The 22,321-nt window shown below is 65.1% G+C and carries 17 protein-coding genes; 8 read left to right on the top strand and 9 right to left on the bottom strand.

The annotated features are described in order from the left end of the window. Positions 1-377: 377 nt before the first annotated feature. Genes FNJ47_RS24790 through FNJ47_RS24780 form a run of 3 tightly spaced genes read right to left on the bottom strand, consistent with a single transcriptional unit; the run spans position 378 to position 3,364 of the window. Complete coding sequence (locus tag FNJ47_RS24790; RefSeq protein WP_163157828.1) at positions 378-1,607, bottom strand: cation:proton antiporter; 1,230 nt, start codon at positions 1,605-1,607, stop codon at positions 378-380. After that, the gene (locus tag FNJ47_RS24785) at positions 1,607-2,548 is read right to left on the bottom strand and encodes an alpha/beta hydrolase (protein ID WP_163157826.1); all 942 of its coding nucleotides are present in this window, start codon (positions 2,546-2,548) and stop codon (positions 1,607-1,609) included. The genes FNJ47_RS24790 and FNJ47_RS24785 overlap by 1 nt, the downstream gene beginning before the upstream one ends. A 36-nt stretch (positions 2,549-2,584) precedes the next feature. After that, positions 2,585-3,364, bottom strand: a complete 780-nt coding sequence (locus FNJ47_RS24780; RefSeq protein ID WP_163157824.1) for an SDR family NAD(P)-dependent oxidoreductase — start codon at positions 3,362-3,364, stop codon at positions 2,585-2,587. Between the two features lie 257 nt (positions 3,365-3,621). Between FNJ47_RS24780 and FNJ47_RS24775 the strand changes: the two genes are divergently transcribed. Beyond that, the gene (locus FNJ47_RS24775; protein ID WP_163157822.1) at positions 3,622-4,632 is read left to right on the top strand and encodes a DUF2155 domain-containing protein; all 1,011 of its coding nucleotides are present in this window, start codon (positions 3,622-3,624) and stop codon (positions 4,630-4,632) included. 41 nt (positions 4,633-4,673) lie between these two features. On the opposite strand, the gene aat is transcribed toward FNJ47_RS24775, so the two are convergent. Further along, on the bottom strand, positions 4,674-5,354 hold the full coding sequence (aat, locus tag FNJ47_RS24770; protein ID WP_163157820.1) for a leucyl/phenylalanyl-tRNA--protein transferase: 681 nt from the start codon (positions 5,352-5,354) through the stop codon (positions 4,674-4,676). Between the two features lie 234 nt (positions 5,355-5,588). Between aat and FNJ47_RS24765 the strand changes: the two genes are divergently transcribed. The 7 genes from FNJ47_RS24765 to FNJ47_RS24735 all read left to right on the top strand — a co-directional run bounded on the left by FNJ47_RS24765 (position 5,589) and on the right by FNJ47_RS24735 (position 17,076). Beyond that, on the top strand, positions 5,589-7,034 hold the full coding sequence (locus FNJ47_RS24765) for a DASS family sodium-coupled anion symporter (RefSeq protein WP_163157818.1): 1,446 nt from the start codon (positions 5,589-5,591) through the stop codon (positions 7,032-7,034). Between the two features lie 179 nt (positions 7,035-7,213). Next, the gene (locus FNJ47_RS24760) at positions 7,214-8,545 is read left to right on the top strand and encodes an MdtA/MuxA family multidrug efflux RND transporter periplasmic adaptor subunit (RefSeq protein ID WP_206685349.1); all 1,332 of its coding nucleotides are present in this window, start codon (positions 7,214-7,216) and stop codon (positions 8,543-8,545) included. Continuing rightward, positions 8,542-11,649 carry an MdtB/MuxB family multidrug efflux RND transporter permease subunit gene (locus FNJ47_RS24755; protein ID WP_163157816.1) on the top strand — a complete coding sequence of 1,036 codons (3,108 nt, stop codon included), beginning with the start codon at positions 8,542-8,544 and terminating at the stop codon, positions 11,647-11,649. Before FNJ47_RS24760 ends, FNJ47_RS24755 begins: the two co-directional genes overlap by 4 nt. 3 nt (positions 11,650-11,652) lie before the next feature. Beyond that, on the top strand, positions 11,653-14,937 hold the full coding sequence (locus FNJ47_RS24750; protein WP_163157814.1) for an efflux RND transporter permease subunit: 3,285 nt from the start codon (positions 11,653-11,655) through the stop codon (positions 14,935-14,937). Next, complete coding sequence (locus FNJ47_RS24745; protein ID WP_163157812.1) at positions 14,938-16,410, top strand: efflux transporter outer membrane subunit; 1,473 nt, start codon at positions 14,938-14,940, stop codon at positions 16,408-16,410. Between the two features lie 8 nt (positions 16,411-16,418). Further along, positions 16,419-16,730, top strand: coding sequence for a hypothetical protein (locus FNJ47_RS24740; RefSeq protein WP_163157810.1), 312 nt, complete (start codon positions 16,419-16,421; stop codon positions 16,728-16,730). Between the two features lie 10 nt (positions 16,731-16,740). Further along, the gene (locus FNJ47_RS24735; RefSeq protein ID WP_163157809.1) at positions 16,741-17,076 is read left to right on the top strand and encodes a BA14K family protein; all 336 of its coding nucleotides are present in this window, start codon (positions 16,741-16,743) and stop codon (positions 17,074-17,076) included. An 81-nt stretch (positions 17,077-17,157) separates the two neighbouring features. On the opposite strand, the gene FNJ47_RS24730 is transcribed toward FNJ47_RS24735, so the two are convergent. The 5 genes from FNJ47_RS24730 to FNJ47_RS24710 form a co-directional block, all read right to left on the bottom strand. Then, a complete protein-coding gene (locus FNJ47_RS24730; protein WP_163157807.1) occupies positions 17,158-17,835 on the bottom strand; it encodes a hypothetical protein in 678 nt (225 codons plus the stop codon). Between the two features lie 154 nt (positions 17,836-17,989). After that, positions 17,990-19,081, bottom strand: a complete 1,092-nt coding sequence (locus FNJ47_RS24725) for a sensor histidine kinase (RefSeq protein WP_163157805.1) — start codon at positions 19,079-19,081, stop codon at positions 17,990-17,992. Further along, on the bottom strand, positions 19,078-19,518 hold the full coding sequence (locus FNJ47_RS24720; protein ID WP_163157803.1) for a response regulator: 441 nt from the start codon (positions 19,516-19,518) through the stop codon (positions 19,078-19,080). The genes FNJ47_RS24725 and FNJ47_RS24720 overlap by 4 nt, the downstream gene beginning before the upstream one ends. Further along, the gene (locus FNJ47_RS24715) at positions 19,515-21,044 is read right to left on the bottom strand and encodes a CHASE3 domain-containing protein (RefSeq protein WP_163157801.1); all 1,530 of its coding nucleotides are present in this window, start codon (positions 21,042-21,044) and stop codon (positions 19,515-19,517) included. Before FNJ47_RS24715 ends, FNJ47_RS24720 begins: the two co-directional genes overlap by 4 nt. 100 nt (positions 21,045-21,144) lie before the next feature. Further along, on the bottom strand, positions 21,145-22,321 hold a 1,177-nt coding region (locus tag FNJ47_RS24710), incomplete at its 5' end, for an acetyl-CoA carboxylase biotin carboxylase subunit (RefSeq protein WP_163157799.1).

Raw genomic sequence — 22,321 nt, 5'->3', positions numbered from 1 at the left:
CTGCTCCACGCAGGACACCCGAGCGCGATTTCGCACGGCAATGGGGATAAGGCAACCCTGACCGAGGCGCGCGACGACGTGGCGACTGGCAATTTGAGGCGTCAAAAGAGCGCAGGACGCCGCGTTGTCAGAACCAGCTCGCGACCGCATTCACCTGGGTGGCTGCACCAAACATCAGGAGAACGCCGATGCACAGCAGGGGAGAGTATGGGTTCCGATCATTCATTTTCGACTGATACTGCATGACCGCACCACGGCGCTGTTTGTCTCGTCGAATATGAAAGGCCGGGCATAAGAAAGCCAGACGACCACTGCTCGGGCGATATAAAAGCGACATAAGCGCCGGCGCAGCCGATCGCTGTAGCCGTGCGAGCGCTCTAATCGGTTGCGAGCAGGCCGAGCCTTGCTGCAAGCCAGCGCGTGGTCGAGGCCTGGATTAGGATCGTCATCAGGATCGCGATGAAGGTGACGGAGGCGATCATGTCGGCCCCCGGTGCCTTCATGCCGTGCATGAGACCGGCCAGCGCCGCGGGAATGACGCCGGTCTCGCGGGTCCAGCACATGAACAGCATTTCCGGCAGGCTCCAGCGCGCGCGACGATCGGGCAGTGTACAAAGGAATACGGTTGCGGGGCGCGCCAGAAACATCAACACCAGCGTGACCGCCACGCCGCCAAGCCAATACTTGTGCATCAGTGCGAAATTTACTTGGGCGCCGAGCAAAATGAAAATGAACAGGCGCAGGATGAAGGCCGTGGTCAGCACGAACTCAGCGAGCTTTTGCGCTTCGCCCGGCTCCATCTGGAAGCCGAAACTTTCCTTGTTGCCGAGCATGATGCCGAACACGAACACGGCCATGAAGCCGGATGCGTGCATGCCCTCGGCGGCAAAATAGGCGCTGATGACGGCAACGACGGTGACGACCGGCGCGTATTCGGCAAGGAACGCCCATTTCTCGTGGGCGATCAACAGTGCCGCGAGATAGCCCAGCATGATCCCGGCGACGATACCGATGATGGAATGCATCAGCAGTTCCAGCAGGGACGTGGAGAGCTGGAACGTGCTGCCGGTGGCGAGGCCGAGCAGGCTGAAGGTGACAATTGCGCCCATTGCGTCGTTGAACGCGGATTCGCTCATCACGGTCTGCGCGACGCGATCCTTGATGCGAACCTGACGGAAGATCGGGACGAGTGTCGCAGGGTCGGTCGAGGCCAGCGTCGCCGCAAGCAGGAATGCCACGATTGCGGGGACGCCCAGGATGAACTGGGCGGCGAGGCCTGTGATCGCGGCGGTGATGACGACGCCAACCGTGGCGATCACCACGATCGTGATCCAGACCTGCTTCAGCACGGCAAGCCGCAGCGTCGCGCCGCCGTCGAACAGGATGTAGCTCGCGCCGAACAGCAGGATGATCTGGTTCAGCGCAGAATCGCCGGCGATATTGACCAGTCCGAGGGCGTGCGGGCCGATCAGAATGCCCGCAATCAGGAACACTGCGACGTCGGGAATCCTGATCTTCTGGGCGAACAGCGCTGCGACGGTGCCGATCGCCAGGACCAGGCCGCAGGAGAGCAGCGTGTGCCTGGCGATCTCGATCGAGGAGGACATCAGCCCAGCGTCTTCAGCCAGGCGCTGATCTCGGTCACCGCCACATTGGCCTGGTTGAGCAGCTTGCCCATGGTGAAGAAGCCGTGGAACTGGCCGGGGAAATGCCGGTAGGTCACGGGCACGCCGGCGTCCTTCAGGAATTTCGCATACTCGTCGCCTTCGTCGCGCAAGGGGTCGGCGCCGGCGGTCAGCACATAGGCCGGCGGCAGTCCGGCGAAGCTGTTCGCGCGCGCCGGCGAGGCGCGCCAGTCGCTGTTGTCGGCGTCGCCGAGATAGTGATCGCCGAACCAGCCGATCACCGAATGCGTCAAGAGGATGCTGGTCTCGGGTTCGCTGTGCGAGGGATGCTTCCGCGAGAAATCGGTTGCGGGATAGACCAGCAGCTGGGCGGCGAGTTTCGGTCCGTTGTCACGGGCGGTGAGGGCGACCACGGCCGCGAGGTTGCCGCCGGCGCTGTCGCCGCCGACGATCAGGCGCGCGGCATCGACGCCGAGATCTTTCGCGTTGGCGGCGACCCATTTGGTCGCGGTGACGGCGTCGTCCACCGCGGCGGGGAAGCGATGCTCGGGCGCGAGCCGGTAATCGACCGAGATCACGATCAGCTCGCCCTCATGGGCAAGCTTCCGGCAGACCACCTCATGGGTATCGAGATCGCCGATCACCCAGCCGCCGCCGTGGAAGAACACCAGGCATGCTGCTAGTCCGTTGGTCTTGCGCAGCGTCTTCGGCGTGTAGATGCGGGCCGGGATCGAGCCGTGCGGCGCCGGGATCGAAAGCTCCCTGCTCGATTCAAGCGCGGGTGGCTCGGGATTGGAGACGATGCGGGCGGCGCGATAATATTCGCGGGCTTCCGGCGCGGTCAGCGATTCATAGGCAGGGCGGCCGGCCTCCTGGAACGCCTTGTAGACGGCGGCGGCATCGGGATCGAGAACGACGGGCATAGGCAACAAACCTTCTTGTGATACTGAACTGAAGTGTCAGGCGGCGATGCGGCCGCCGTCGACGGTGTAGGCGGAGCCGGAGACGTAGCTCGCCTCGTCGGAGGCAAGGAAAGCGACGATCGAGGCGACCTCGCTCGCGAGCCCGAGCCGGCGCGCCGGAATGCGGTCGACGATCTTCTCGACCGGCGGCGGCGCGTTGCCGCCGGAACGTCCCTGCAGGATGGTGCTCAGCATGCGGCTCTCGATCATGCCGGGGCAGACGCAATTGACGCGCACGCCGGTGCCGCTGCACTCCCAGGCCGCGCTCTTGGTCAGTCCGATCACCGCGTGCTTGCTGGCGCTGTAGACCGCGATCATCGGCGATCCCACGAGGCCCGCGATCGAGGCGGTGTTGATGATGCTGCCCTTGTTCTGCTTCAGCATGACCGGCAGCACATGCTTCATGCCGAGGAAGACGCCGACGACATTGACGTCGAGCACCCGGCGAAAGCTCTCCAGCGAATATTCGGGGATCGGCTTGATGTCGCCCTCGATGCCGGCGTTGTTGTAGAATGCGTCGATGGTGCCGAAGCGGTCCACGGCGGCGCGGACGTACTCCTTGACCTCGTCCTCATCGGTGACGTCGGCGGTGATCGCGAAGGCCTCGGCCGAGGCGGGCAACTCCTTGATGGCGGCCGCAAGATCGGCCCCCTTGCGATCGACCGCGACAATCCGCGCGCCGCGCTCGGCGAGCAGATGAAGCGTGGCGGTTCCGATGACGCCGGCAGCCCCGGTGACGACGGCGATCCGGCCATCGAGCCTGATGCGATCTGGCATGTTGGGTTTCCTCTGGCTGGTCCGGTTCGATCCGGATTTTCCTGGTTTTCACGCGTGGCCGCGCGCCTTCAGCGTGAGGACTATCACACGTGTTCCCAAGGCTTACCAGTCCGGTGACCAGAGGCTGACCGGTGCGCCGGGTAGGGTGGCTGGACGCCCTTTCCCCGCCGTATTCGGCGTGTTAACCGGTGGCCTGCGAGCGGCCGATATCAAGGTAGACTGTCGCGAGCCCGATTCGCCCTCTAAAGCCGCGCGAGATGCTTCGAACCGTTGCCCTGACTGGCTTTGCGGCCCTGGTTGCCGCCTCAACCATCTCGTTTGCGCCGCCCGCGCGCGCGCAGATCGGAACGATTTTCTCCGATCCCGCGCCGCGTCCGCCCGGCTCGATCCCGCGTGGCCAGGTGGCGCCTCCCAGCGACGACGACGAGGAAGTGCCGGAATTGCCGCGCGGCCGCCTGCTGCCGACCCAGCCGCGGGCATTGCCGCCAGGGCAGGCGGTGCCGCCGCCTGGTAGCGTGCAGTCGCAGCCATTGGCGCCGCCGCCCGGCTCGACGGTCGCGCCGCCCGGCGTTGCCGTGCAGCCGCCGCAGCCCGGTGGTCCCGCCGTTGCCAACGCGCCGCCCGGTGCCAATCCGCTGCCGCCGGGGCAGCGTCCCAAGGGCGCGCCGCAAGCTGCGCCTCAGGGGGCGCCCGGCACGGCGCCGCAGACGCCTGCCGCGTTGCAGCCCGGCGACGAGGTCGTGCAGGAGCCGCCGTCGACCAAGATCACCAACAAGAAGGCGAGCTTCTCCGGCCTCGACAAGATCACGGGGCGCATCATCAATTTCGACGAGGATATCGGCGAGACCGTGCAGTTCGGCGCGCTCCGCGTGAAGACCGATGCCTGCTACACCCGGCCGTCGACGGAAGCCGCCAACACCGATGCTTTCGTCGAGGTCGACGAGATCACGCTGCAGGGTGAAGTGAAGCGGATCTTCTCGGGCTGGATGTTCGCGGCGAGCCCCGGCCTGCATGGCGTCGAGCATCCGATCTACGACATCTGGCTAACCGACTGCAAAGGGCCGGACCAGACCATCGTGACCGCCGCGCCCGATCCGCCGAAGGCGCCGACGCCGCCTCCGCCGCCGGCCCAGAAGCGCGCGCCGCCGAAGCAGGCCGCACCGCGTCCGCCGCCGCAGCCGCCGCAATACCAGCAGCAGCCGCCACCTCCGCCGCCCCAGCAACAGCAGCGGCCGGGCGGTTTGTTCGGCGGCTTGTTCGGGAATTGATTGAGCAGCCCGGGTCGAGCGAGAGCGCGATCCGGGCTAATTCAATTGCGCTCGGCGATGATCGCCAGCGCGTCGGCGCCCCTGACCGGTTGCGTGGCGTCGAGCTTGCGGAAATCCGCGGGCGCGCCTGATATCGCCTTGTCGAGCAGTGCGCGATAGCGGCGTCGCGAGATTTCGACCGCGCCGAACGTCTTCAGATGCTCGGTCACATATTGCGTGTCGAGCAGCTCGAATCCGCCGGCGATCAACCGTGCCACCAGATGCACCAGCGCGACCTTCGATGCATCGCGTTCGGTGTGAAACATGCTTTCGCCGAAGAAGGCGCGACCGAGGCTGACGCCATAGAGGCCGCCGACCAGATTGTCGTCCTGCCAGACCTCGACGCTGTGGCAATGGCCCGACGCGTGCAGCCCGACATAGAGATCGCGGATGCGCTTGTTGATCCAGGTGTCGTCGCGGCCAGGCTGCGGCGCCGCGCAACCGGCGATTACGGCCTTGAACGCGGTATCGACGGTGACCGTGAACACGTCCGAGCGCACGGTGCGCGCCAGGCGGGAGGCGACACGGAAGCCGTCGAGCGGAATCACGCCGCGCAATTCCGGCTCGACCCAGAACAGGGTCGGATCGTCGGCGCTCTCCGCCATCGGGAAGATGCCGCAGGCATAGGCGCGCAGCAGCACCTCGGGCGTGATCTCGGAGGAGGCGGAGTCGCGAGCCGTCATCCTCCCAGGATAGCAAACCGCAGCCGGTCTTGCGATGGGGCCGGCGATCACGGTCGCGACGTGTTGACGAAACGCGCCGGTTCCTCCACAAGCCGCGCCATTCGGCCGCAGCCACCCGAGACGGACTGCGCGGCCGTGATACATTGCAACAAAAAGATGGCGCCGCTGCCGGGTCTTGGCAGGGACTTGGCGGCTTGCGCGCCCGACAACCAAAACACCTGAGGGGGACGCTGCATGAAGTCGTCATGGCGGACGTTTGCGCCGTTGCTGGTCTGGCTGATTGTCTATCTGGTACCGGTGCCATCGGGGCTGAACGCCAATCAGTGGCACTATTTTGCGGTGTTCGCCGCCGTCATCACCGGACTGATCCTCGAATCGATGCCGGTCGGTGCGGTGGGCCTGATCGGCCTGACGGTTGCCGGCGTCGGCGGCTATGTCGAGCCCGACCCGAACAAGTCGCTGCGCTGGATGCTCGCTGGCTTTTCCGAGAGCACGGTGTGGCTGATCGTCGGCGCCTTCGTGTTCTCGATCGGTTACCGCAAGAGCGGGCTCGGCCGCCGGCTGGCACTGCTGCTGGTGCGGGGGCTGGGCCGCCGCACCATCGGGCTCGGCTATGCGGTGGCGTTCTCCGATCTCGTGCTCGCGCCGGCGACGCCGTCCAACACTGCGCGCTCGGGCGGCACCATCTATCCGATCGTCAGCAACATCCCGCGCATCTATGGCTCCGAGCCCGGCCCGACCGCAGGCAAGATCGGTACCTTCGTGATGTGGACGGCGTTTGCGACCACCGCCGTCACCAGCTCGCTGTTCCTGACCGCGCTGGCGCCGAACGCCGCCGCGCTGTCGATCGCCAAGAAGCTCGTCAATATCGAGGTCGGCTGGTCGCAATGGTTCATCGGCTTCGCGCCGCTCGGTATCCTGCTGCTGCTGCTGGTGCCGCTGCTCAGCTACGTCATATGTCGGCCCGAGATCAAGGAAAGCCCGGAGATCGTGACCTGGAGCGAGGGCGAGCTCGCCAAGATGGGGCCGCCGTCGCGGCACGAATGGATCATGGCGGTGCTGGTGCTGCTCGCGATGTTCCTGTGGATCTGCGGCTCCAATCCCAATATCAGCGTGCCGCTGCTCGGCTCGAACTTCATCAACGCGACCACGGTGGTGTTCGTCGTGATCTCGCTGATGCTTCTCACCGGCGTGATCGCCTTCGAGGACATCGTCGCCGAGAAGAGCGCGTGGGAGGTGTTTTTCTATTTCACCTCGCTGCTCACGCTGTCGTCGGGCCTCAATGAGATCGGCTTCATCAAATGGGTGGCCGATGGCTATGCGAAGCCGCTCGCCGGCACGTCGCCGCTGGTCGGAATGATCCTGCTCGTCACCTTTTTCTTCTGGATCCACTACTTCTTCTCGAGCATCACCTCGCATACCGCCGCCGTGCTGCCGGTGGTGCTCGCCGTCGGCTCCAGCATTCCCGGCCTGTCGGTGCAGACCCTAATGCTGCTGTGTGTCTATTCGCTCGGGCTGATGGGCGTGATCTCGCCCTACGCCACGGGACCGGCGCCGATGTATTACGGCAGCGGCTATATCGGCAAAGGTGACTTCTGGAAATTCGGGCTGATCTTCGGCTTGATCTACTTTGCCGGATTGTTGCTGATCGTGTTGCCCTGGTTACAGACGATCGGGTAAAATAGCCACAATCCAGCGTGAAACAGCGCTCGAACGGGAAGGAGGGGCCATCCTTTCCGATTCTTAACGCGCTTTGTCAGACGGAAGCGATCAAAATGCTTCCTCGAATGTGGCGCGCGCGGATTCTAGGGGACACATGGAGCCGCGCGAGCTCGTTCGTGTTTCTTCGTGGGCAAGTTATGGACCAGCATGTCAAAAACCCGTTGATCGTGGCGCCCGAGCAAACCAGGCGGCCATCGCGCTGGCGGGGGGTTCTGACCGGATGCGTCGTGCTGGCGGTGCTTGCCGGCATCGTCTGGTGGACGCGGCAGCAGGCCGCGCCGCCGCAGGCCGGCGCCGGGCGCAACGCCGGGCCGATGTCGATCGTGCCGGAGACCGTCGGCAAGGGCGATATCGGCGTCAGCCTGAATGCGCTCGGCACCGTGACGTCGCTGGCGACCGTGACCATCCGGAGCCAGATCAGCGGCTACCTGATGAAGATCGATTTCAAGGAGGGCGATGAGGTCAAGAAGGGTGACCTGATCGCCGAGATCGATTCGCGTCCCTATGAGGCGACGCTGGCGCAGGCCAAGGGACAGCTCGCACGCGACGAGGCGCAGCTGAAGGGCGCCCAGGTCGATCTCACCCGTTACCAGAACCTCGCCGCACAGAACGCGGTGCCGCATCAGACGCTCGACACCCAGGTCGCGCTGGTCGCGCAGTATCAGGGCACGGTGGAGGCCGACCGCGCCTCGGTGAAGTCGGCCGAAGTCAATTTGCAGTATTGCCACATCGTCTCGCCGATCAACGGGCGGGTCGGACTGCGCCAGGTCGACCTCGGCAACTACGTGACGCCGGGCGACACCAACGGGCTTGTCGTGATCACGCAGCTCGAGCCGATCAGCGTGCTGTTCACGCTGCCGGAGGACAATCTGCAGGCGGTCGCGAAGCGGCTGAAAGAGGGTGCGGTGCTGCCGGCCGCGGCCTATGACCGCAGCGGCGCCAACAAGCTCGCCGAGGGATCGCTGCAAACTTTCGACAGCCAGATCGATGCGACCACCGGCACGATCAAGCTGCGTGGCCAGTTCGAGAACGACAAGCGGACGCTGTATCCGAATCAGTTCGTCAACATCCGCCTGCTGCTCGACACCCACAAGGATGCCACCACGATGTCGACCGCCGGCATCCAGCGCGGCGTTCCCGGCACCTTCGTCTATCTCGTCAACGCCGACAGCACGGTCTCGGTGCGGCCGGTCAAGCTCGGCGTCACCGACGGCGACCGGGTCGAGGTGCTTTCGGGACTGACTCCCGGCGATCGCGTCGTGATCGACGGCGCCGACAAGCTGCGCGAGGGCGCCAAGGTGGTGGTGCGTTCCGCCGGCGATACCACGAACCCGGCCGCCGCAGCGAAGGGCGCCGCGGCGAACGGGGCTGCCAAGGGAGACGTCAAGGGTGACGGCAAGGATGGCGCCGATCCCGACAAGGCGGGAGGCGGCAACCACAAGCGTTCCGAGGACGGGCAGAAGAAATGAACCCGTCGCGGCCATTCATCCTGCGGCCGGTGGCGACGACCCTGATGATGATCGCCATCATGCTGTCGGGCATGCTAGCGTTCAGGTTCCTGCCCGTCGCGGCCCTGCCTGAGGTCGACTATCCGACCATCCAGGTGCAGACCTTCTATCCGGGCGCCAGTCCGGACGTGATGACCTCGTCGGTGACAGCGCCGCTCGAGGTGCAGTTCGGCCAGATGCCGAATTTGAACCAGATGAGCTCGGTGAGCTCGGCTGGCTCGTCCGTGATCACGCTGCAATTCGGCCTGTCGATCTCGCTCGACGTCGCCGAGCAGGAGGTGCAGGCCGCGATCAACGCCGCGGGCAATCTGCTGCCGTCGGACCTGCCGGCGCCGCCGATCTACGCCAAGGTCAATCCGGCCGACGCGCCGATCCTGACGCTTGGCCTGAGCTCGAAGACGATGCCGCTGACGCAGGTGCAGGATTTCGTCGACACGCGGCTGGCGCAGAAGATCTCGCAGCTGCCCGGCGTCGGCCTCGTCAGCATCAGCGGCGGCCAGCGGCCCGCGGTGCGCATCCAGGCCGACATCCGCAAGCTTGCGGCCTACGGCCTCAACATCGACGATCTCCGCACCACGCTCGGCAACGCCAACGTCAACACGCCGAAGGGCAATTTCGACGGCGCGATGCGGTCCTACACCATCAACGCCAACGACCAGATCCGCAATGCCAGCGACTACCGCTCGCTGATCATCGCCTACAAGAACGGCTCGCCGGTCCGCCTCAGCGACGTCGGCAACGTCGTCGACGGCGCGCAGAACGACAAGCTCGGCGCCTGGATGAACGAGACGCCGGCGATCATCCTCAACATCCAGCGCCAACCCGGCGCCAACGTGATCTCGGTGGTGCAGGGCATCAAGGACCTGCTGCCGCAGCTCCAGGCGACGCTGCCGGCCGCGATCGACCTCAACATCCTGACCGACCGCACCATCACGATCCGGGCCTCGGTCCGCGACGTCGAATACGAGCTGTCGCTCGCGGTGATCCTGGTCGTGCTCGTCATCTTCGTATTCCTGCGCTCGACCCGCGCCACGCTGATCCCGAGCCTGTCGGTGCCGCTGTCGCTGGTCGGCACGCTGGGCGCGATGTATCTGTTCGGCTTCAGCTTGAACAATCTGTCGCTGATGGCGCTGACAATCGCGACCGGCTTCGTGGTCGACGACGCCATCGTCGTGATCGAGAACATCTCGCGCTATATCGAGGAGGGCGAATCGCCGCTCGAGGCGGCGCTGCGCGGCTCCGAGCAGATCGGCTTCACCATCATCTCGCTGACGGTATCGCTGATCGCGGTGCTGATCCCGCTGTTGTTCATGGGCGACGTGGTCGGCCGGCTGTTCCGCGAATTCGCCATCACGCTGTCGGTCACGATCCTGATCTCCGCGGTGGTGTCGCTGACGCTGGTGCCGATGGCATGCGCCAAATTGCTGAAGCCGGAGAGCATGGCGCGCGAGAACACCTTCCAGCGGCTCAGCCGGGAAGGCTTCGATCACGTCATCGCGATCTATGGCCGGATGCTCAACTGGGTGCTCGATCGCCAGACCTTCGTCCTGCTGATCGCGCTCGCCACCTTTGGGCTCACCGCGCTGCTCTATGTCGTGATCCCGAAGGGCTTCTTCCCGGTGCAGGACACCGGCGTGATCCAGGCGATCTCCGAGGCGCCGCAATCGGTGTCCTATGCGGCGATGGCGGAGCGGCAGCAGCGGCTCGCCAGCGCGATACTGAAAGATCCAGACGTCGAGAGCCTGTCGTCCTTCATCGGCGTCGACGGCACCAACACCACGCTCAACAGCGGCCGCATCCTGATCAATCTGAAACCGCATGAGAAGCGCAAGGCCGGCGTCGCGACGGTGATGGACCGGATCAAGGCGAGCACGGCTGCGCTGACCGGTATCACGCTCTACATGCAGCCGGTGCAGGATCTCACCATCGAAGGCACGGTGAGCCGCACGCAGTACCAGTTCATCCTGCAGGACGCCGATCCGAACGAGCTTGCGGAATGGACGCCGAAGCTGGTCGACAAGCTCAGGCAATTGCCCGAGCTCAGCGACGTCACCAGCGATATCTTCGCGCAGGGGCTCTCGGTGTTCGTCGACATCGACCGCGACCAGGCGGCGCGGTTCGGCATCACGCCGGCGACCATCGACAACGCGCTGTACGATTCCTACGGCCAGCGCATCGTCTCGACGGTGTTCACCAATTCGAACCAGTACCGCGTCATCCTCGAGGCCGATCCGTCGCTGCAGAATTCGCTGGATTCGCTGTCGTCGATCTACCTGCCGTCATCGGTGGGCTCGACTCCGGTGCCGCTGTCGGTCATGGCCAGGATGCGGGTCGAGACCGCGCCGTTGCAGGTCTCGCATCTCGGCCAGTTCCCGTCGGCAACGGTCTCGTTCAATCTTGCCCCGGGCGCCTCGCTCGGCGGGGCGGTGACCGCGATCAAGCAGGCGCAGGCCGGCATCAACCAGCCGCTCGGCATGATCACGAGCTTCCAGGGCGCGGCACTGGCGTTCCAGTCCTCGCTCACCAACCAGCTGTTCCTGATCCTGGCCGCGATCATCACCGTCTATATCGTGCTCGGCGTGCTCTATGAGAGCTTCATCCACCCGCTGACCATCCTCTCGACGTTGCCGTCGGCCGGGATCGGCGCGTTGCTGGCGCTGATGATGGCGGGGCAAGACCTCACGATCATCGCGATCATCGGCATCATCCTCCTGATCGGCATCGTGAAGAAGAATGCGATCATGATGATCGATTTCGCGCTCGATGCCGAACGCAACGAGGGCAAGCCGCCGCGCGAGGCGATCTACCAGGCCTGCCTGCTGCGCTTCCGGCCGATCATCATGACGACGATGGCAGCTGTCCTCGGCGCGCTGCCGCTGATGCTCGGCAGCGGCGCCGGATCCGAGCTGCGGCATCCGCTCGGCATCTCCATCGTCGGCGGCCTCCTGGTGAGCCAGATGCTGACGCTGTTCACGACGCCGGTGATCTATCTCTGGTTTGATCGCCTCGCGCTGCGGTTTGCCGGGCGGGCGGACCAGGTCGGCGAGGCGAGGGGGTCGCGTTGAGCCATGGATCCGTCGACGCCATTCATCCGAAGGCCGGTCGCGACCACGCTGTTGACCTTCGGGCTTGCGGCGGCCGGCATCGTCGCGTTCTTCAAGCTGCCGGTGTCGCCGCTGCCGCAGGTCGATTTCCCGACCATCTCGGTGCAGGCAACATTGCCCGGCGCCAGCCCGCAGGACGTCGCGACCACGGTCGCCAGTCCGCTTGAACGGCATCTCGGCCAGATCGCCGATGTCACCGAGATGACGTCGTCGAGCTCGGTCGGCTCGACCCGGATCACGCTGCAGTTCGGGTTGAACCGCGACATCAACGGCGCGGCGCGCGACGTGCAGGCCGCGATCAATGCGGCGCGCGCCGATCTGCCGACCAGCCTGCGCAGCAACCCGACCTACCGCAAGGTCAATCCGGCCGATGCGCCGATCCTGATCCTGACGCTGACGTCGGACACGCTGACGCGCGGCGATCTCTACGATGCCGCTTCCACGGTGCTGGCGCAGAAGCTGTCGCAGGTCGAGGGCATCGGCGAGGTCGTGGTAGGCGGCAGCTCGCTGCCCGCCGTCCGCGTCGATCTGATCCCGCAGGCGGTCTACAAATACGGCATCGGTCTGGAAGATGTTCGTGCGGCGTTGTCGAGCGCCAACGCCCACAGCCCCAAGGGCGGCATCGATGTCGGCGACCAGCGCTACCAGGTCTACGCCAACGACCAGGCCAACAAGGCCGATGACTACAAGTCGCTGATCGTGGCCTATCGCAACGGCGCGCCGATTCATCTTTCCGACATCGGCGAGGTGGCCGACGGCGTCGAGAACCTGCGCAATTCCGGGCTCGCCAACGGCAAGCCCGCAGTGCTGATCATCCTCTACCGCCAGCCGAACGCCAACATCATCTCGACCGTCGATCTGGTGAAGGGGCTGATGCCGCAATTGCAGGCATCGGTGTCGCCGGCGATCGACATCGGCCTCGCGGTGGATCGTTCGACGACGATCCGCACTTCGCTCAGGGACGTCGAACGGACGCTCGTCCTGGCGGTGCTGCTGGTCATCATCGTGGTGTTCGCGTTCCTGCGCAATCTGCGCGCCACCTTCATTCCGGTGGTGGCGGTGTCGGTGTCGCTGGTCGCGACCTTCGGGGCGATGTACCTGATCGGCTACAGCCTCGACAATCTGTCGCTGATGGCGCTGACGGTCGCGACCGGCTTCGTGGTCGACGATGCCATCGTGGTGCTGGAGAACGTCACCCGGTACATCGAGGAGGGCTTGAGCCCGCTCGAATCGGCGTTGAAGGGCGCCAACGAAGTCGGCTTCACCGTGCTGTCTATGAGCATCTCGCTGATTGCGGTGTTCATCCCGATCCTGCTGATGGCCGGCATCGTCGGCCGGCTGTTCCGCGAATTCGCGATGACGATCTCGATCTCGATCCTGATCTCGCTGGTGGTCTCGCTGGCGACCACCCCGATGATGTGCGCCGTGTTGCTGAAGCCGGACAGCGGCGGCCACGGCCGGCTGTATTGGGCCAGCGAGCGCTTCTTCGAGACGATGCTGAATTTCTACCGCAGGACGCTCAGCGCGGCGTTGGAGCATCCGCTGTCGGTGATGCTGGTGCTGGCGGCGGTGTTCGGCCTCAACTTCTATCTCTACGACGTGATTCCGAAAGGCTTTTTCCCGCAACAGGACACCGGGCGGCTGGTCGGTTCGATCCAGGCCGACCAGAGCGTATCGTTCCAGCTGATGCAGCAGAAGCTTGCGCAGTTCGTCGGCATCATCAAGCGCGATCCGGCGGTCGAAACGGTGGTTGGCTTCACCGGCGGCGGGCAGACCAATTCCGGTTTCGTGTTCGTCTCGCTGCGCCCGCTCGACCAGCGCAAGATCGGCGCCGACGGCGTGATCTCACGGCTGCGCCGGGAGATGGCGGTGGTGCCCGGCGCGAGCCTGTTCCTGCAGGCGGTGCAGGATATCAGGGTCGGGGGCAGGGCCGCGAACGCGCAGTATCAGTACACGTTGCAGGGATCGACGCTGGAGGAGCTCAACGAATGGACGCCGAAGATCGCGGCGGCCTTGCAGCGTGATCCGAACCTTGCCGACGTCAACAGCGACCAGCAGAACAAGGGCCTGGAGTCCGATCTCGTGATCGACCGCGATGCCGCGGCCCGGCTCGGCATCACGGTCAGCCAGATCGACAACACCCTGTACGACGCCTTCGGCCAGCGTCAGGTCTCGACCATCTATGTCGCGCGCAACCAGTACCACGTCATCATGGAGGTCGCGCCGCGCTACTGGCAGAACCCGGAGACGCTGAAGGACGTCTATATCAGCACGTCGGGCGGATCGGTCGGCGGCTCGCAATCGACCAACGCGGTGGCGGGCACCGTGGTGGCGCCGGGAACCTCGAGCGCGGCCAGTTCGGCCAATGCCCAGGCCGCGCGGAACCAGGCCACCAATTCGATCGGCTCGACCGGGAAGGGCGCGGCCTCGACCGGATCGGCGGTCTCTACCAACAGCGAGACCATGATCCCGCTGTCGGCGGTCGCGGCGTTCAAGCAGGGCGCGACACCGCTTGCGGTCAATCACCAGGGCCTCCTGGTCGCCAACACCATCAGGTTCAACCTGCCGCCGAACGTCTCGCTGAGCACCGCGGTCAGCAGCGTCGAGGCGACGATGAACCGGATCGGCGTCCCCGCCACGATCCGCGGCACGTTCCAGGGCTCGGCGAAGGCGTACCAGGATTCGCTCGACAACCAGCCGTTCCTGATCCTGGCCGCGATCATCACGATCTACATCGTGCTGGGGGTGCTCTATGAGAGCTACGTCCACCCGCTGACCATCTTGTCCACGTTGCCCTCCGCAGGTGTGGGCGCCTTGCTGGCGCTGATGGCATTCAAGACCGAGTTCAGTATCATGGCACTGATCGGCGTCATCCTGCTGATCGGCATTGTGAAGAAGAACGCCATCATGATGATCGACTTCGCGCTGGAGGCGGAACGCAATCGCGGGCTGGAGCCGCTCGAAGCAATCCGGGAGGCCTGCCTGCTGCGCTTCCGTCCGATCATGATGACGACGATGGCCGCGCTGCTCGGCGCCGTCCCGCTGGCGATCGGTATGGGCGACGGCGGCGAGCTACGGCAGCCGCTCGGCATCGCCATCGTCGGCGGCCTGATCCTGAGCCAGGTCCTGACGCTCTACACGACGCCGGTCATCTACCTCTATCTCGACCGGTTCCGCCTGTGGGCCCTGCGCGTTCGCCGTGGCGGCGCCGTGCGGATGCCGGGCTCCTCACTTCAACCGGGCGAGTAAATGCCGACAGGTGCAGCGTTGCTAAATTTTTGGAAGTTGCAGAAACCGGCCCGGTTTCTGCGCGTGGCGGCGTTCGGCGGCCTCAGCCTTGGTTTGTCGGGATGCATCCCCGGGCTTGAGAAGCCCGAGCTCAGTCTCGAGGTGCCGGCGAGCTATCGGGCCGCGGCGAAGGGCGATGCTGACGCGGCCGTTCCGGCGCTCGCCTGGTGGCGCGGCTTCCGCTCGCCCGAGCTGACCGGGCTGATGGAGTCCGCGCAGCTCTACAATCTCGATATCGCGGTGGCGATCGCCCAGATCGTGCAGGCCGACGCGCAGGCCGGCGTGTCCGGCGCCGCGCTGCTGCCGTCGCTCTCCGGATCGGCGAATGCCGAGCGTCAGCATGTGGCCACGGGATCGAGTTCATCGCTTGGTGGAGGCACCACCTTCTCGCAGTTCAGTCTCGGGCTGAGCGCGAGCTACATCGTGGATTTCTGGGGTAAGAACCGCGCGACGCTGTCGGCGTCTGAGGAGAGCGCGACGGTTTCCCGCTACAATCGCGAAGTGGTCGCGTTGACCACGATGGCGACAGTAGCCAACACCTATTTCCAGGTGCTGGCGGCGCAGGATCAGATCAAGGTCACGCGCCGCAATCTGGCGGCGGCTGAGCGCATCCTCGCTCTGATCAAGTCGCAATTCGCCGGCGGCACCGCCTCGCAACTCGATCTGTCGCAGCAGGAGGCGCTGGTCGCCACGCAGCGCGCGGCGATCCCGCCGCTCGAGGTGACACTGGGGCAGAACACCGCCGCGCTCGCAGTGCTGGTGGCGCGTGCGCCGGCCGATTTCAATGTGCGCGGCGGCAGCACCACGCAGATCGCGGTGCCGCGCATCACGCCGGGAATGCCGTCGGAATTGCTCTACCAGCGGCCCGACGTCCGCCAGGCCGAGGCACAGCTCGCGTCGTCCAATTTCAGCGTCGATGCGGCGCGCGCCGCATTCTTCCCGCAGATCCAGTTGACCGGCACCACGGGCTTCCAGAGCGCGGCGCTGGTCTCGCTGTTCGCGCCGGGCGCCTGGTACTACACGCTGGCCGCAGGACTGACCCAGCCGCTGTTCGACGGCTTCCTGCTGGAGAGCCAGTTCAAGCTCGCCAAGGGCCAGCAATTGCAGTACCTGCAGGCCTATCGCAAGGCGGTGCTGTCGGCCTTTGCAGATGTCGAGAAGGCGCTGATCGCGTTGCAGAAGTATACCTTGCAGGAGCGCCTGCAGTCCGAGGTCGTCGCCGCCTCGCGCAAGGCGTTCGAGGTCGCCGAGACGCAGCTGCGCGGCGGTACGGTCAATCTCATCACGGTGCTTCAGACGCAGCAGACGCTGTTCACGGCCGAAAACAATCTGGTGACGGTGCGGCTCAACAAGCTGCTCGCAGCCAGCAGCCTGTTCCAGGCGCTCGGCGGCGGCTGGACACCCGCCGGGACGCTAGCGGCGGCCGTGCAATGAGGTCGGCCATGCAGCGCTTCCTGACACTGTTCGTCGTTACCTTCATCATCGCGCTGGGCGCGCCGGCCGACCCGGCCCGCGCGCAGCAGCGGCCGCCCAACAGCGTCCCGCTCGCCTTCGGCATGAGCATCGACCAGGCCAGCCAGTCGCTGGGCGTTCCCCTGAATTACGTTCGCGGCACGCCGGGCAATGAGTTGTTCGTCGCGCTGCCCAATGTCAGGGGCAGCGCGCTGTCGCGGCGCAGCGACGGGCTCTATCTGCAATTCGGCAAGGGACGCCTGATCGCCTGGAAGGGCGATTGGGGGACCATTCCGCAATGAGGGCTTTGCCATGACCGCCATCATCAGAGGACTGATCGCCTGCGCCGCCATCGCGCTAAGCGCGGCGGCTGCGTTGGGCCAGGAAGCTTCCCGGCCGCTGCGCTATGGCAGCACCGGCGGTGCCTATTTCGACGGCAGGAACGACGACCGCGATTTCCGCAGCAACGGCTCGTTTCCCGGCAGCTTTGTCGCCGATCCCTTCAGCGCGGGTTTCGGCGCGGCGGGCCTGTTCGGCTCGACGCCATATCACTCGGCGCGGCCGTATCCGTCGCAGGTGACCTTTGGTGCGCCGTGTCAGGATTGCCGTCCGTATCGCACGCGGCGGCACCGCGATCGGCACGATTGAGGCGTCAGGGGGAGGCGCGCGTCTCAAGGGCTTGATGCGTTTTCTTCACGCGAACCGGTCCCTACTTCGCTCGAAAACGCCTTAGCCCTTGCGCAAGAGATCGTCGATGATGCGCGGCTTCATCCAGCCGGCCTTGTCGATGATTTCCCTGCGCAGCGTATCCTTTTCCATCTCATACTGTTCGTGAGGGATGTCGCGCCCGCCGGTGGCGGCGATTCCGAACGTCTCGAGCAGCGCGTTGTGCCGCGCCTTCCACTCGGTCACATGCTCGATCATGATTTGCGTCACGGCCGGAAGGAAGCCGGGATGGCCGGCCAGGCCGCATGACTCCGTGGTCTGCGGATCGCCCGCCAGCATGATCACGTTCCACTCATCGTAGCCGATCAGATCCATCTGGCCGTAGAGAAACCCGCCATGCGGCCCATCCCAGATATTCTGATCGATGACGAGGAGCGGTATCGCGTGGCAATGGCCGTGGCGAGCCGTCATGTCGCGGTTGAAGGTCTCGGTGCGCTCTTGCAGCCGTTTGTTGGCCGCCGCGAACACGGCGAGCCGATTGTCCGCCGTCGCCACGATGCTGGCGGCGTCATCAGGCGCGAAGCCGGCATCGCGCAGCATCGACCCGATCCGTGGATCATCCCACTGCTTCTTGTGAAAGGCAGGCGCCGCGCCGTCGGCGCCCGGTGCCGGACGCTCGGCCTCCTTGAACTCGCCCGAGGCCTCCTGCTTCTTTCCGAAAACCACCCTGCGACCGAACATCGCGTGCGTTCCTGCCAAGCTGGGGGGAAAGCATGGCAAACAATGCCCAGATTTCTCTTAACCGGGGTCGGGCGGCTGATTACGATCGAACAACAGGGTGAGGCGGTCGTTAAGGCCAACGTGAAAAATCGACCAATCCGCCATCGGCAGCAGCCTAACTGGCGGCGACGCTTGTCGATTTCGCCAGCGCCGGGCTGACGCGAGCAAACCGTACCACGAAGCGGGTGCCCTTGTGGCTCGGATCGCGCTCGACGTTGGCGTCGAGCTTGACGGCCATCGCCGCGACGATGCGCTGGCCCATGCCGGTGCCGCGCGGGTCGGCCTGGTCGGAGTAGCCCACGCCCTCATCGCTGATCGCGAGCTGCACGTCGTCGGCCACCGGCTTCAGCTTGACATGGATCGGGCCGGCGCCGTCGGGATAGGCGTATTTCACGGCGTTCATCACCAGCTCGTTGACGATGATGCCGATCGCAACCGCGCGGTCGGGATCGATCTCGACCGGGTCGGCCTTCAGCGTCAGCCGCGACATCTTGTTGCCTTCGGCCGATCGCCTGAGATCCTCGAGCAGCGCCTCGAGGTATTGATTGAGCATCACCGTCTTGAAATCGTGCGAGGTGTAGAGGCGGCGGTGCACCTGCGCGACGGCGGCGACGCGGCCCATCGCATTGGTGAGCGCGGCCTTGACATCCGGCTGGCTCGCGGAATTGGCCTGCAGATGCAGCAGCGAGGCAATGATCTGCAACGAATTGCCGACGCGATGGTTGACCTCGCGAAGCAGGACCTCGCGCTCGGCGGCGAGCGCGGCGTAGCGGTCGCGTGAGGCGTGTACCTCGGCCTCGGCCTCGTCGCGCGCCTTCTGGATCGCGGCGCGCCGGATCGCGCCGTTGACCGCGACCTGCAGCAGGGGGATGAATTCGCCCCTGACGTCCTTGACCAGATAGTCCGCCGCGCCGGCCTTCAGCGCGGTGACGGCAATCGCCGAATCCTGCGAGGCGGTGACGAACACCACCGGCGGGGCGTCCGCAATCTTGAGCATCTGCTCCAGCGTCTCCAGCCCATCGAGGCCGGGCATGTACTGGTCGAGCGCTACGACGTCGATGCCGCCCTGGGCGAGGCGGTCGAGGCCTTCCTTGCCGCTCGCGGCGTGCACGACCTTGTAGCCCGCGCGCGTCAGCCCGCGTTCGACCAGGCGCGCCAGCGCCGCGTCGTCGTCGATATAGAGCAGCGTCGGCGTTGCGTTGGTCATAGGGAAGCTGGCGGCACCTGAATCACGGAAAAGAACAGGCCAAGCTGGCGAATGGCGTTGGCGAAGCTTTCATAGTTCACCGGCTTGGTGATGTAGACGTTGCAACCGAGTTCGTAGCAACGCTTGATCTCCTGGGAGTCGTCGGTCGTGGTCAACACGACCACCGGCGTCGACTTGAGATGCTTGTTTTCCTTGACCCGCTTCAGAATATCGATGCCGGTCATGTCAGGCAGATTGAGATCGAGCAGGATCAGCAGGGCCTGATTCTTGCGCTCGACCGCGCTGCCATCCTTGCCGAACAGGTAGTTCACGGCCTCTGTACCGTTGGTGAACGGGATGATCTCATTGTTGACACCTGAGCGCCGGATATTCCGCTCAATCAGGCGGGCATGGCCCTCGTCGTCCTCGATCATGATGATGGTGACTGGATCGCTCATGATGCCTTTTCCCGGTTCTTGCCTGACCAATTGATCGGCAGCGTGATGGTGAACGTGCTGCCTTTTTGAAGTTCCGATGCTACCGACATGGTGCCGCCCAGTCTGCGCACAAGTGCGCGGACATGGGCAAGCCCGATGCCCTGACCGGGCTTGTCCTGGGTTCCGGCGCGGCGGAACAGATCGAAAATGCGCTGGTGATCCTTGGGATCGATGCCGCGGCCATTGTCCGTGACCTCGAAGATCGCAAAGCCGAGCTTGGTGCGGCCTCCGATCGAGATCTCGCCGGGGACGCCGTTCTTGAGGTACTTGAGCGCGTTGTCGATCAGGTTGGAGAAGATCTGTTCCAGCGCGAGGCGGTCGCTGACGATCTTGGGGAGCGTGCCGACCTCGATGGTCGCATCGGCCTCGGCGGCCTGGTGGGCGACCGTCTTGACGATGCCGCCGATCAGCTCGCGGAGATCGATGCGCTCCGGCTTGAATTCGCGGCGGCCCTCACGGGTGAGATTGAGGATCGCGCTGATCAGGCGGTCCATCTTGGCGATCGACGATTTGATGAAGCCGAGCGATTCGTTGAAATCGTCGGACAGCTGCTTGTCGGAGCCTTCGAGCTCGGGCTCGGCCACGTCAGTGGCGTCTTCCGGCATCGCCGGCGCCAGCGATGCGGTGCGATTGAGCGTGGCGATGCGCTTGAAGATATCGCCGCGCAGTTCCTCCAGCTCGCTGGTGAAGCCCATGATGTTGACCAGCGGCGAGCGCAGATCGTGGCTGACGATATAGGCGAAGCGCTGGATCTCCTCGTTGGCCTCGCGCAGGTCCGCGGTGCGCTCGTCGACGATGGTCTCGAGATTGACGTTGCTGTCGCGCAGCCTGGCCTCGGCCTCGTCGCGCGCCCGAGAGGATTGCCGCAGCAGCACCAGCGAAAGCGCGGCGAGCGCCAGCACCATGCAGGAACCGGCGATGGTGACGGAGGAGGCCAGCACCTGGGTCTTGTCCGCAGTCGCGGTGCGCGTCGCCAGCAGGCGGTCCTCTTCGGTGCGCATGTCGCGACCGATCCCGGCGATCGCCTCCAGCGCGTCGGTCGATGTGCCCTTGCGCAGGATGTCGACGCTGGCGGCGACATCATTGTTCTTGACGCGCTCGATGGTGAGGGCGAACTCGGCCAGCCGTTGCTCGACGGCGGACTTGAGCTTCGCGGTATTGGCGACCTGCGCCGGATTATCGGCAGTCATCATCTGGAGATGGTTGAGCGCAGCCGGGATTCTTGCTGCCGCGGACTCGTACTCGGACAGGTACTGCGGTGCTGCTGTCAACAGATAGGCCCTGGTCGCGCTTTCGGCGCGCCTGATGTCAACCAGCAGGTTGGCGACCTCGCTCTCGGTCTCGACGGTATGGACAACCCAGGTGTTGTCTTCGCGCGCCTTGTTGACCAGCAGCACGGACGCCACGCTGACCGCGACCAGCACGAAAAATCCCGCTGAAAGCAGCAGGATCTGCAACGTGGATCTGCGTCGTGAAACTGCTGTCACGACGGTCTCTGTGCGGGAGTGGGATTCAATGCGTCCCCGTGGAAAGCCAATACCCCTCAAATACGCTTGAACAGGGTCTTCGGTTCCACGGAGTTCCGAACTATTTTGCGGCGTCGGGTGGCTGGCCCGCGAGATACTGCTCGAGCCAGTGGATGTGATAGTCGCCTTCGATGATGTCGGGCTCGCGCACCAACGCGCGGAACAGCGGCAGCGTCGTCTCGATCCCGTCAACCACCATCTCGTCCAGTGCCCGCCGCAGCCGCATCAGGCATTCGCCGCGGGTCTTGCCGTGCACGATCAGCTTGCCGACCAGCGAGTCGTAATAGGGCGGGATCACATAGCCCTGATAGACGGCGGAATCGATCCGCACGCCGAGGCCGCCCGGCGGATGGAATTGCGTGATCCGTCCGGGCGACGGACGGAAGGTCTGCGGGTTCTCCGCATTGATACGGCACTCGATGGCGTGGCCGATGATCGCGATGTCGCTCTGCTTGGCCGGAAGCTCGCCGCCGGCGGCAATCCGGATCTGCTCCAGCACCAGATCGATGTCGGTGATGCTTTCGGTGACGGGATGCTCGACCTGGATGCGGGTGTTCATTTCGATGAAATAGAACTCGCCGTCCTCGTAGAGGAATTCGATGGTGCCGACGCCGAGATACTTCATGTCCCGCATCGCCTTGGCGCAGGTCTCGCCGATCGTGGCGCGCGCGGCCGCCGCGAGTACGGGCGAGGGGCCTTCCTCCCAGACCTTCTGGTGACGGCGCTGCAGCGAGCAGTCGCGCTCGCCGAGATGGATGGCGCCGCCGCGGCCGTCGCCGAGAATCTGAATTTCGATGTGGCGCGGCTTCTGCAGGTATTTCTCCAGGTAGACCGAGGCGTCGCCGAACGCCGATCTGGCCTCGTTGGCCGCGGTCGAGAGCGCCAGCGCCAGATCAGCCTCGGTGTGCGCGACCTTCATGCCGCGGCCACCGCCGCCGGCCGCCGCCTTCACCAGCACCGGGAAACCGATCTCCCTGCCGATGGCGAGCGCATCGGCCTCCGAGGTTACCGCGCCGTCCGAGCCGGGCACCACGGGAATGCCGAGGCGCTTGGCGGTCTTCTTGGCTTCGATCTTGTCGCCCATCAGGCGGATGTGCTCGGCCTTCGGTCCGATGAAGCCGAGATTGTGGTCGGCGAGGATCTCGGCGAAGCGCGCGTTCTCCGACAGGAAGCCGTAGCCGGGATGCACGGCGTCGGCGCCGGTGATCTCGCAGGCCGCGAGCAGCGCCGGTATGTTG

Origin of the sequence: Bradyrhizobium uaiense, from assembly GCF_010811875.1 — a bacterium.
In the GTDB taxonomy this organism is placed as follows: domain Bacteria; phylum Pseudomonadota; class Alphaproteobacteria; order Rhizobiales; family Xanthobacteraceae; genus Bradyrhizobium; species Bradyrhizobium uaiense.
This window is presented reverse-complemented; position numbering and strand designations above follow the sequence as displayed.

What these genes read in the sequence shown, in the direction of transcription:
- FNJ47_RS24765 (WP_163157818.1), top strand. Translation starts at nt 5,589, where the DNA reads ATGAAGTCGTCATGGCGGACGTTTGCGCCGTTGCTGGTCTGGCTGATT.
- FNJ47_RS24790 (WP_163157828.1), bottom strand. Translation starts at nt 1,607, where the DNA reads ATGTCCTCCTCGATCGAGATCGCCAGGCACACGCTGCTCTCCTGCGGC.
- FNJ47_RS24755 (WP_163157816.1), top strand. Translation starts at nt 8,542, where the DNA reads ATGAACCCGTCGCGGCCATTCATCCTGCGGCCGGTGGCGACGACCCTG.
- FNJ47_RS24740 (WP_163157810.1), top strand. Translation starts at nt 16,419, where the DNA reads ATGCAGCGCTTCCTGACACTGTTCGTCGTTACCTTCATCATCGCGCTG.
- FNJ47_RS24760 (WP_206685349.1), top strand. Translation starts at nt 7,214, where the DNA reads ATGGACCAGCATGTCAAAAACCCGTTGATCGTGGCGCCCGAGCAAACC.
- FNJ47_RS24725 (WP_163157805.1), bottom strand. Translation starts at nt 19,081, where the DNA reads ATGACCAACGCAACGCCGACGCTGCTCTATATCGACGACGACGCGGCG.
- FNJ47_RS24745 (WP_163157812.1), top strand. Translation starts at nt 14,938, where the DNA reads ATGCCGACAGGTGCAGCGTTGCTAAATTTTTGGAAGTTGCAGAAACCG.
- FNJ47_RS24720 (WP_163157803.1), bottom strand. Translation starts at nt 19,518, where the DNA reads ATGAGCGATCCAGTCACCATCATCATGATCGAGGACGACGAGGGCCAT.
- FNJ47_RS24785 (WP_163157826.1), bottom strand. Translation starts at nt 2,548, where the DNA reads ATGCCCGTCGTTCTCGATCCCGATGCCGCCGCCGTCTACAAGGCGTTC.
- FNJ47_RS24735 (WP_163157809.1), top strand. Translation starts at nt 16,741, where the DNA reads ATGACCGCCATCATCAGAGGACTGATCGCCTGCGCCGCCATCGCGCTA.
- FNJ47_RS24750 (WP_163157814.1), top strand. Translation starts at nt 11,653, where the DNA reads ATGGATCCGTCGACGCCATTCATCCGAAGGCCGGTCGCGACCACGCTG.
- FNJ47_RS24780 (WP_163157824.1), bottom strand. Translation starts at nt 3,364, where the DNA reads ATGCCAGATCGCATCAGGCTCGATGGCCGGATCGCCGTCGTCACCGGG.
- aat (WP_163157820.1), bottom strand. Translation starts at nt 5,354, where the DNA reads ATGACGGCTCGCGACTCCGCCTCCTCCGAGATCACGCCCGAGGTGCTG.
- FNJ47_RS24730 (WP_163157807.1), bottom strand. Translation starts at nt 17,835, where the DNA reads ATGTTCGGTCGCAGGGTGGTTTTCGGAAAGAAGCAGGAGGCCTCGGGC.
- FNJ47_RS24775 (WP_163157822.1), top strand. Translation starts at nt 3,622, where the DNA reads ATGCTTCGAACCGTTGCCCTGACTGGCTTTGCGGCCCTGGTTGCCGCC.